Raw genomic sequence first — 9,743 nt, 5'->3', positions numbered from 1 at the left:
CCTGCGACGCTCCCAAAAGACAGACAGAAAGACAGAGAGGCAGACCGATGCTCGACTACCGTGTGATCTATCCCCGCCGCGACCGCACCAAACTCGCCGTCGCCCATGTGCGCGACTACGAGGCTGACGAATGGGATCTCGCCTCCCGCGAGCTGTTCGGCGATGACAAGGACGCCGCCTACGCCAAGGCCTACGCTCTCGCCGTAGAGCACGGCCTGACCGTCGAGGATGACCGCAAGGGTCATCACGCCTACCTCGACTGACCGTCGACGTCGGCCCCTCCCCCATACCGAGATCAGGAGATCCCGATGACCGTCTTCTTCCGCCCCTGTGGTGACATCCTCAAGGCTCCCGCCCCGCGCACCGATCTGGATCGTCATCTCTATACGGTCATCTCGGAACACATCGGCGTAGAGATCACTGTCGACGCTGGTGTGGACTACGAGGACTGGGTCGAGCCGGTCTGCATGCTGGAGCAGGCGATCCACCTCGGTCTCGAGATCAAGGTTCTTCCCGCTGCTCACTTGCGCCGCGCGGTCATGAATCCGCTCTACGTCATTCCCGGCAAAGCGTGCCGCGATATCCTGATCGGTCGTCAGCAGAAGAGCGATCCCTACGAGATGCCCTTCTTCGATCTGGGCTGGCCAGCTGCCTGCGACAGCAAGGCCAACCACTACGCAGAGCTCGAAACCTTCCATCGGCACGCTGGTCGCAAGCTGGCACTTGCTGACATGCCGGGCGACCGCGCGGCCGCCGGCGATCGCAAGGTTGTCTTCGGCCAAGGGCTGACCTCGACGGCGCTGGGCACCGCTATGGCAAGCCTGGCACCCGGCGATGTCATCGTGAAGCAGGTGTATCCCGGCAAAGCGCTGCCGCTCCTCACCTACACACTCGACAAGGACTTCGATGCCTCCAAGGGGCAAGGCATGTTCTTCGAAGATGTGGAGTTCCACTTTGCCCGCTACGAGGGAGATCCTGCGTCTCTCCTCGTGCAAGAGAAGGTGACGATGACCCACGAGACGCGCTTCTTCGTGGTGGGAGGTAAGGTGATCACCGGTGCCGCGTGCATCGAGAGCCATACACCGATGGACGACATCCACTGGGATACAACACTTCCCCCGGTATGGGAGATCACCCGTAATAGCGGGGAGATGGATACACGGGATCGGATGGACCGCAAGCGCACCGCACTCAAGATGTGGCAATACGCTTGGCAGGTTGCCGAAGAGATTGCCCGAGAGGCGCCCGGCCTCGATGCCTATGTGCTGGACGTAGCACTCGACGCACAGGGGGAGCCCCTCGTGATCGAGCTCAATCCCGTCGCAAGCTCCGGCCTCTACGCCAACAACACCATCCTACTGATGGATGCCATTGTCGCCTATGCGGAGAATGCTCCACATAGGGAGGTAGAGAGCTGGAACCCCGATGACTTCGTCGGGGACGAAGGGCCGATGTCTCCCACTCCGATCCAGGCGTTCGCTCTCTCAACGTTCGACACTTGCAGCCTCGACGGAGAGGATGACGAGATAGCTGGAGCAGGCAATCTCATTTCGGACGATCTCTTCGAAGACTGATCTTTCCCAATAGGGGGAGTGGACACTGCGCTCCGCTCTCCGGACCGCAGAGAGTCCGACAACCATCCCCTCTGTCTGTTTGTCTTTCTTTCTTCATAGACACGGGTCGGAGGGCCGCCCCTCCTCAGTGTGATCCCATTGATGAGATCACCCTTCGAGGGGTGGCCGCTAAAATTGGAGAGACATGAGATGACTGAAAGTGTTGACCTCGGCCGCAAGGATATCTTCCTTCCGATCAATCCGTCTGCGTTGCTCTATGATGGCACTCACGCGGACCTCGTCTGCAAAACGGGCGAAGCAACGACCGTGATCCGTTTCCCACAGTCGTTGCTGCTTCAGCTGCCAACCGACCCGCGCTGTGCAACCGTTTCCGGCCGGATGTCACTGCACATCCGCATCAATGAAGACGCCTTTGTGGAAGGCGTTGAACTGATGGAGGTGGATGGCATCGAAGTCTTCCACGACACACCGACCGCAGGTCGCGTCATGGAAGAAATCCCCTTTTGACCCATACGTAAAGCCGGGCCCTCACGGGTCCGGATTTTCTCTTTGGTAGCCGTTTGCGAGTGAACGCGACCGCACACCGACCGGCCTCTTCTCATTGGTGAGAAGAGTCCATTCGGAGCACGGTCAAATGAAAAAAAATGAACTCAGCGTCGACGGCGTCATTACCGCAATCAAGTTTCGCGACACCCGCCGCGGTGCGCGCTATGCCACCGTCCGCGTCAGCTCTCCGCAGTTACAGATCGAAGTCGATGTGTTCGATCGCTGCAAAGTGTCCGAGCTTGCCGGGACGCACATCGGCGATCGCATGATCGCATCCGGGCCTGGCTTTCACCGCGGCACGATCCGGTGTGGCACCACCTCAATCACCGCCCGCGACGTTGTGATCTCGAGAGATGATGCTGGCCGATCGGCCCATCGCCCTGCTCAACAGATGAGCCTCTTCTGAGATTTTCTCGTTCCTGTTTCTGCCTCATTGGTGAAGGCAGAAACAGGAACCGCGAAAGGAGATATGATGACATTCGACATGCGCCTTACATCACTCCGCGCGAGCCTCGCGCGAAACAACATGCATCTGGCCCTGAGCGCTATGGCATTTGCGGAAAAGTATCATACTGGACGTCGAAAGGACGGCTCTCACGAGTTCTCCCATCAAGTCGAGATGGCCGGAATGATCCTCGCCTCTCCGCACAGTTCGGAACGCGAAGACGTCCTGGCCGTCAGCTTCCTTCATGACGTTCCCGAAGACTACGGCGTCAGTGACCAGGAAATATCTTCTCGCTTCGGTGCAGTGATCTCACATCGTGTTGCACTTCTCGACAAGACCCGGAATCCGTTTGCGCGAATTGCGACAGACCCGATCTCAGCCATCGTAAAGGGCTATGATCGCCGTCATAACCTCAGCACCATGAGAGGTGCGTTCAGCGACTGCAAGCAGTCCGAGTATCGTTTTGAGACGGCATCAAAGGTCCTGCCAATGCTCTTGTATGCCTTACGTCGGCACCCTCGCTACAAGACTGAGATATCTCACGTCATCGCCGGCATCGACCGCCTCCTGTCGCCAGCAAGCGCTCTCGCACTTGCTTAATGCAATCCAGCCAAACGAGCAATGTCCCAAACATCCCCAGAAGAATGTGCCATCGGCCGCCAGGTGAGAACCGTTTCCGACGCCAAAGGCATGGAGCAGGTCTACTACAATGGAGGTGATCTCGTCGTCCGCATGTCGAATACACGCAACGACTTCGAAGTCCTTATCACAGCCGATCGCTCGGCTGACTTCCTGAAAGCCGCAGCGTCTTCAGATTGTGTCGAGCTCACTGGGTTCTGGCGTCGACGCAGCGGCACAAAGACAAGCGGATCTCGCGGCTACATCTGGTGCCTTGTTCTCATCTCATGGTCTGTCGGCGGCCGACAGGCGCTCGCAGCATAACAGGCTAGGACCAGAAGATCTGAAATCGCGGCCACTTGCGTTCGGCAGTTCTCATAAGTGAGAACCGCCAAACGCAAGGGCCGCAAAAAAATGAAAAAAACCATTAAAGGCCGGAACGAGCACGCAGCAGCGCTCTTCATGCGCGCCGGCAACGCCGGCGTTGCGATCGCAGTCGATACACGACCGCAGTCTATCCCTAATCGGCGCAAGAAGAACGATCGTAAGTCTGTAAAGCTCAGCCTCCGCAAGCTCAGCGTCGACTGATTTCAGTCGACGTCATCGCCCCAGATTTCCTCTTCACTTGGAATGATCTCATTCCAAACCCCAGCCTTATGCTCGACACTTTCGATGATTTTCGCGAACAAAAGGTCGAGCGCCTCCGGACGTGTCGTTGCCACAATCGCAAGAACGACTGCGAACGTCACGACATCCATAAGCTCTGATCCCTCGAGCCCCTGCTCTTCGCCGATCTCGCGAATGACGCCTTCCGCGCTCAATCCCACTGTCACGAGCATCTCGCCAGGCGTCATGTCGCTTGGGCCAATCGAGTGGCGCGCCATACGCGCCTTGATGTCTTGAGCATGTGTGAAATTATCGTTTTCAACGACGCGCCTCATCTCAGGAAGGCCTTCCTTGAAGGCCTTCACAAAGCTCCTGTGAGCACCACGACCCTTCTCGAGAAGAAGCCCCGCAAAGAGCATCCCATTCACAAAGTCTGACGTCTGCCGCACATTGTTCTTTGCGCTTGAGGATCTCAAACCTTCAGCAATCGACGCGGCCACGTCATAGACGAATGACCGCCTCAGGTTTCCTTGATCCGGAAAGAGTTCCATCAGATTATCATAACGCATTTCGACCCCAATTTTGAGTATAAGATTGCGCAAACCTTCTGCGCGTCAAGGGCGTCTGGGACGGTATACTCAATATTGGCCGGTTTTAGAATAGCGAAACTCAAACGAAAACAATCTTCTTCACCTCGTCTGGACTGAGCACTTTACTCACCACATGAACTCCGTTGACGGGCTCGATCTCGATGGGCGAGCTGACACCCTCACCATAGAAGTGAATGACCGTTGTCTGATCCTTAAGCTCAGGGTGGTTCAGAAGCGTTCCTCTCACCATCACGTAGTTTCCGCGGCCATCTACCAGACGGACATCTTCGCCGACATTCAGAGTCCATGAGCCCTCCGGCACATACCTGAAAATGATATTGATGCGTCTCACTTCTGCTTTGGACGAGTCCTTCCAAGTGGCCGTCATGTGAAGAACGCCCTCAACCTTACGCTTCAGCCCAATCTTCGATACCACGGTGCTGACAATCTTCGCTTCTGAAGCTCCGGCCGCCTTGGCGGCATAGCCCCATTTGGTCAAAAGCTCGTCGCACATCTCAACTTCTTCCAGTTGGTCTAAACTCAAATTCTGACCTTCTGGCGAGACATCGGTAAATGCTTCCTGCTCAGCATCATCGACTACAACTGCATTCGATTCCCGGTCTCCCGCCACGACATCAGGTGTTTCAACAGCAGGTGGAAATTTCTGACCAACCTTCGGCTTGGCTCCGCCGCCGAATGCCTTCGTGGTCACAGAGAAATCATCAACTTCGCCCATACCTCCGCCCTCAGCGTCACCGGAGTCATCCTCGTTGTCACCTGCGACGACCGCCTCCAGCAGGTCGCTCCTTACCCTTTCAATATTTTGCCAGTTTTCTCCGAACCAATCCCATTCACTGGCGCCGGTATACTCCTCCAGCCAACTCTCGATAACGCTATCATCGGTCGTGTTTATCGTCTCAATGATGGCAATCATCGCATCTTCCAACGCCTTCACACGCTGCCTGGTCTCCTGGTAATACTCCGGCCATTCAATGACTCCTTCAGCCACCTCCGACGACAGAATGCTGAGCTCGAACACAATTTTAAGATGGCCTTCCAGAAGCTTGTTATCCTGGGCATGTTCTGCATCCGAAGCTGAAATCTGACTGGGTGCTTCACCCACATCAACATCACCGTCATTAACATCATCACTAGCACCGACGAAATCTCCCGGATCAAGAAAAGGTGTCTCTCCTTCATCGTCCTCAAGCGCAATATCGCGATCGGCTGATGGATCGACCTTCGGTAAATTCTCCGCATTGCCAGCGGCGTCCAGAAGTTCGTCTTGACGAATGATATCGAACAATTCGTCTGGCAAAAATCCCGCACCATTGTCGTCAAGATCGACCCGGTCTTCACCGTCATTCTCCGTCGAAATCCCATTCATCATCACATCGTTAATCGCTGTCTGAATGAGGGTCGTCTCGCCACTCACAGCTGGCTTCACAACCACCTTCTGTGTGACTCCAGTATCGTGAGTCTTATCAGCCCAAGCAGTCAGCATCCTCATAAGGAAGTGCCCGTTCATTGGATCTTCTTCCAGAACCATTTCAGCCACAGCATTTGTCATGCTCTTGCGCAACATCCGAGCTTCTTCCACCAGGCTCAGGTCTGTTCCAGATGACTTCTTTACGCGCGCATGCCACGCCTTCACGTCTTCATAAAAAGTAACGTCATGGGAAACCTCTGCAATAACTTTTGACGCACCGCCAAAAGAGACAATCACCTGGGTCGCGCCAGTATTCACGCGGCGCTTCATCCACCCTTGGTAGATCACCCTAACCTTCGTCAGCACTTCTGATCCGCCTCTGCCTTCGAGGTTCGCAGATCCATCCTCAAAGGCCGTCTTCCCAATTTTAGGGAGCGAAAGACTCGGAAGCTTGAATCGTTTTAGCTTGTCGTTCTTCGCGTCGGAAGACGACAATGAATTCGACGCCCTCGGTGAGTTCGACTTCGCGCCCTTCACAGAAAAGCGAATACGCCGCAGCAAGCGGATGACGAACGACGAGATTATTGTCAGACAGGAAACGATCAGAGTCCCTGTCAGAACTGACACCCCGATGAACGAGACAAGGATGCCGCCGAGAAGTTGCCCTTGGTCGCCGACAATCACCTGAGATACGTAGCGGGCCGGGTCATCGAGGAGGAAGTTGAATGCAATGCGCCAGACTTCAATCGACTGAACCTTAAAGTCTTTGACGTAGAGAAAACCAGCGCCACCGATCGTCGCCAAGACGCCAGAAATGACTGCTGTTATTGGAAGCCAACGCATTCCGAAATCCTTCATATACTACGCTTGCCCGAACCACCCTCTCAGCGGTTCGAGCATAGTGCCGTCAAGCCTTGTCGTCGGCATCGATTGGCTGAGTGGAGGCGCCATCATGATTGTCATCAGAAGGATCTTCACTTGGGGTTTCAGACGATGACTCCACGGCAACTTGGGTTGACAGCTTTGCCTGATCACCGTCATCAGATGCGTTGACACCGAAGATCGACAGGATTGCTTCACGCACCATCTTGGCAGCATCGCGCTTCTTGAAAGTGAACCCATCAAGGTATTCTGGATTCGCCTCCAATAGCTTACGCGCCTCTTCCTCCGCGACCTTTGCGATCTTCGAAATCACCGGTTCGGTGACTCTCTCGATCTCCTTACGTTCAGCGTCATGGAGGGCGGCCATATCGGCTTCGAATTTCTGTTGGGCTTCAAGCCGGCGACGTTCAAACTTATTCATACTCATATCGTGTCCTTCGTTGTGTGTTTCGTTTACGTAGTGAAAAAACCGTCCAGCTCATCAACATCCTTAGGGTCTTGTGCTCTCTTGTTTTTGACCTGTTCGAGAATTTCCTTCAGCTCGCGGTTCAGTAGTTTCTGGTCCGGCGCGATGTTAACCCTCTCGATCATATCGACGCCGAGAATCTGAAGTTCGTAGGCAATGTTCTTGTTTTCCGACCTCACCTCTTCTTCGAGAAATCCCTGAGCTACTGACACCTGTTCCTCCAACACCCTCAGATTCAACTCGATCCTCCGGATGGCTTCTTCCGCCTGGTCCTTGATGATCGGAATTTGAGCCCGGTTTTTATCGACCATGGCCTTCAGATCACGGATACGGTGGACAGGAGACATACGTCCCCAAGGCCATCCTGATCTTGATATTCTTGGTCTTACTGGCATTTTGACTCACGTGACGGTCCAGCGAGAACGTAGGAAACACAGGGCCTTGCTGCAAAATTCTAGGCAATGTGCGTCAATCGGAAGGAGAATAAATTCTATATGAAGGCGCAATACCGCAAAGATGGTCGCAAAGACCCATCTCCCTTCACGAACAAAAACCGTTATATTGGGCGGCTGGCATGTCGAGCGATCTTCAAATTCTTCGTGATCTCACTGAAATTGTGAAAACAGCCGGAAGCTTCGGTGGAGGCAAAGGTCGCTTTGCTAGGACGCCTGACTTCAGTGCGCCATCACACCCATCATCGCGTCCCTCGACAGACCGTGGGACCACATTCCACTTCGCACACAAAACTGTGTCGAAGAAAAACGATATATCTGACGGGTCATTTTCTCAAACAACATCCGCCGCACACCAAGGATATATCGAACGACCGTCCGCTGCCGAAAAAACAGAGCCTGACATTTACAAGGACCTGCTCGAGATTCCCGCCACAGACGACGACGGCGCCAAAAGCGATCATGTATTCAACTACCCGGAAAGGGTCGTGGACCGCAGAAACATCAGCTTTGGAACGCTTGGAAACACCAAGGCTGAACGAAAGCAATTCTGGAACGAAGTCGAGGGCTCTGAACAACGCAATGCACGCGTTCAATCACGCATCATAGCGGAGCTGCCCGTCGAGCTCGACAGCCGAGATCGCAGCAAGATTGCGCGAGACTTCTGCCAGCAATCGTTTGAAGACAGAGGCCTTCCATATTGGGCGACACTGCACGCACCAACCAAGAAGAACGACCCTCGCAACTACCATCTTCACGTCACGTATTGGGACAGACCGGCCGCCCGCTCGAATGATGGAACTTGGGATTTTCAAGTCACTGAGAAGAAGCGTCGCGCGAACCGCAGTATCGCCACGACGCGACCATACAGGAAGCCCAAGCATGTCGACACGCGAGATATCGCCTGGCCAAAAAAGCTTCGCAGTGCATTTGCTGATACATGCAACTACTACCTCGCTATGGCTGGCCTAGCCAAGCGAAACGACCCTCGATCCTACAAGGATTCTGGTCTTGCAAAGGAACCGACCGAACACCTTGGAAACAAATCATCTGCCCTCGAAAGCTTCGGCCTTGAAACGGAGCGAGGTAAGCGAAACGCCCGTAAAGAAATCAGGTGGCGCGTCGCACAGGCCGAGACTCCGTGGATGGACCGCGTAGAGATGCTCCAGACATCACAGGATCTCAACCACACGTCCATGAGCGATAAAAAAGAAGCTCTCCTTGGTATCGCGAGCAAAGGGATAACGCTTGCCCGTCGCTCAATATCGCACCTGATCACAGCAGAGCTTCTCGGTCATCGCGTGACAAGAAGAGACAGTTTCCTGAACGACGAAGTCATGCGCATCTTAAAGAAAGACGATGTGTCAACCATTGGGGATGATGCCCAAACAAGACTCGCACTCGAGAGTGAAGCGCTTCTGATTGCGGACCGTAAACAGCGGATTCAAGAACTGGTTTCAAAGTGCACGATGAATGGAATGGCTTTGGGTGCGTCCTCTAAGAAACTTGAGGAAACATTTGACATGAAGATGAAAGAGGCGACAGCCTCGGATCTCTTTGTTGATGACACTTCGTCAGGATTTGAAGCGATCGAAGACCTAATAGAAGCACCTGCTGCGGTGTCGAAGTCTGACGGGCCATCGAAGCCTGATACATTAGATGACCCGTTCCTCGAAGACCAGGACCTGAATGACATATCAGACTTCCTCGGTGAACTTACTGCGGACGCAAAACCTAAACCGACGACTAGCACAACCGCAAAAGATGACAGAGACGGAATAATCGAAGACGACGATCGAGAAGGCGTCAGCAGCGAATATGACCCGACCGCCATGCCACGCAAGAAGCGGAAAAGCGATCCGATCGAAGCAATCATCGCGAGGCTTGCAAACGGAGAAGCAGAAGACAACAAGGTACCGGTTCGAACTGTAAAAGACTTCCCGGGAACACTTCCCATTCAGAAGCCTTCAGGTCCTGAGGATGTGCGTAAAATAGATCAGGATCTCAGGGTTCTGGACAATAGATCTCTACGCCAAACAGCCATCGCAAACCGAGACGCCACAGACATTTGCCCCCCAGGCCAGTTGCGCGAAAACTTCAATCGAGGTTGGATCGTTTTGAGGTTCGAGGCAAAC

11 protein-coding genes are annotated in these 9,743 nt (G+C 54.3%); 7 read left to right on the top strand and 4 right to left on the bottom strand.

Features of this window, described 5'->3' with window-relative positions; translation table 11 throughout:
- Window positions 1-47 precede the first annotated feature (47 nt).
- From ACOI1H_RS14600 to ACOI1H_RS14575, 6 genes are all read left to right on the top strand, one after another.
- Entirely contained in the window at window positions 48-263 is a 216-nt protein-coding gene (locus ACOI1H_RS14600; protein WP_422438519.1) for a hypothetical protein, read from the top strand.
- 45 nt (window positions 264-308) lie between these two features.
- Window positions 309-1,574 carry an ATP-grasp domain-containing protein gene (locus ACOI1H_RS14595; RefSeq protein ID WP_422438517.1) on the top strand — a complete coding sequence of 422 codons (1,266 nt, stop codon included), beginning with the start codon at window positions 309-311 and terminating at the stop codon, window positions 1,572-1,574.
- Window positions 1,575-1,763: 189 nt separating this feature from the next.
- Window positions 1,764-2,081: a hypothetical protein gene (locus ACOI1H_RS14590; protein WP_422438516.1), complete on the top strand. Its 318-nt coding sequence runs from the start codon at window positions 1,764-1,766 to the stop codon at window positions 2,079-2,081.
- Between the two features lie 127 nt (window positions 2,082-2,208).
- Entirely contained in the window at window positions 2,209-2,526 is a 318-nt protein-coding gene (locus ACOI1H_RS14585) for a hypothetical protein (RefSeq protein ID WP_422438514.1), read from the top strand.
- Window positions 2,527-2,592: 66 nt separating this feature from the next.
- Window positions 2,593-3,165 (top strand): HD domain-containing protein, encoded by a 573-nt coding sequence (locus ACOI1H_RS14580; protein ID WP_422438513.1) that lies wholly within the window; start codon window positions 2,593-2,595, stop codon window positions 3,163-3,165.
- A gap of 432 nt (window positions 3,166-3,597) precedes the next feature.
- On the top strand, window positions 3,598-3,771 hold the full coding sequence (locus ACOI1H_RS14575) for a hypothetical protein (RefSeq protein WP_422438511.1): 174 nt from the start codon (window positions 3,598-3,600) through the stop codon (window positions 3,769-3,771).
- Between the two features lie 2 nt (window positions 3,772-3,773).
- Here ACOI1H_RS14575 and ACOI1H_RS14570 read toward each other — a convergent pair whose 3' ends face one another.
- From ACOI1H_RS14570 to ACOI1H_RS14555, 4 genes are all read right to left on the bottom strand, one after another.
- Entirely contained in the window at window positions 3,774-4,340 is a 567-nt protein-coding gene (locus ACOI1H_RS14570) for a hypothetical protein (RefSeq protein WP_422438509.1), read from the bottom strand.
- A gap of 118 nt (window positions 4,341-4,458) precedes the next feature.
- Window positions 4,459-6,651, bottom strand: a complete 2,193-nt coding sequence (locus ACOI1H_RS14565) for a hypothetical protein (RefSeq protein WP_422438507.1) — start codon at window positions 6,649-6,651, stop codon at window positions 4,459-4,461.
- 64 nt (window positions 6,652-6,715) lie between these two features.
- Complete coding sequence (locus ACOI1H_RS14560) at window positions 6,716-7,117, bottom strand: hypothetical protein (RefSeq protein ID WP_422438506.1); 402 nt, start codon at window positions 7,115-7,117, stop codon at window positions 6,716-6,718.
- A 26-nt stretch (window positions 7,118-7,143) separates the two neighbouring features.
- A complete protein-coding gene (locus ACOI1H_RS14555) occupies window positions 7,144-7,467 on the bottom strand; it encodes a hypothetical protein (RefSeq protein ID WP_422438504.1) in 324 nt (107 codons plus the stop codon).
- 263 nt (window positions 7,468-7,730) lie between these two features.
- On the opposite strand from ACOI1H_RS14555, the gene ACOI1H_RS14550 reads away from it, so the two are divergent.
- Window positions 7,731-9,743, top strand: a 2,013-nt coding sequence (locus ACOI1H_RS14550) for a MobA/MobL family protein (protein ID WP_422438503.1), incomplete at its 3' end; no start/stop codon positions are given.

Source organism: Loktanella sp. DJP18, assembly GCF_049310965.1.
GTDB lineage: Bacteria > Pseudomonadota > Alphaproteobacteria > Rhodobacterales > Rhodobacteraceae > Loktanella.
The sequence above is the reverse complement of the archived record's forward strand: the minus strand, read 5'-3'. Positions and strand labels throughout refer to the sequence as shown.

Excerpts from the sequence above, each read along its gene's own strand:
- ACOI1H_RS14600 (WP_422438519.1), top strand. The coding sequence starts at position 48 with ATGCTCGACTACCGTGTGATCTATCCCCGCCGCGACCGCACCAAACTC.
- ACOI1H_RS14595 (WP_422438517.1), top strand. The coding sequence starts at position 309 with ATGACCGTCTTCTTCCGCCCCTGTGGTGACATCCTCAAGGCTCCCGCC.
- ACOI1H_RS14590 (WP_422438516.1), top strand. The coding sequence starts at position 1,764 with ATGACTGAAAGTGTTGACCTCGGCCGCAAGGATATCTTCCTTCCGATC.
- ACOI1H_RS14585 (WP_422438514.1), top strand. The coding sequence starts at position 2,209 with ATGAAAAAAAATGAACTCAGCGTCGACGGCGTCATTACCGCAATCAAG.
- ACOI1H_RS14580 (WP_422438513.1), top strand. The coding sequence starts at position 2,593 with ATGACATTCGACATGCGCCTTACATCACTCCGCGCGAGCCTCGCGCGA.
- ACOI1H_RS14575 (WP_422438511.1), top strand. The coding sequence starts at position 3,598 with ATGAAAAAAACCATTAAAGGCCGGAACGAGCACGCAGCAGCGCTCTTC.
- ACOI1H_RS14570 (WP_422438509.1), bottom strand. The coding sequence starts at position 4,340 with ATGGAACTCTTTCCGGATCAAGGAAACCTGAGGCGGTCATTCGTCTAT.
- ACOI1H_RS14565 (WP_422438507.1), bottom strand. The coding sequence starts at position 6,651 with ATGCGTTGGCTTCCAATAACAGCAGTCATTTCTGGCGTCTTGGCGACG.
- ACOI1H_RS14560 (WP_422438506.1), bottom strand. The coding sequence starts at position 7,117 with ATGAGTATGAATAAGTTTGAACGTCGCCGGCTTGAAGCCCAACAGAAA.
- ACOI1H_RS14555 (WP_422438504.1), bottom strand. The coding sequence starts at position 7,467 with ATGGTCGATAAAAACCGGGCTCAAATTCCGATCATCAAGGACCAGGCG.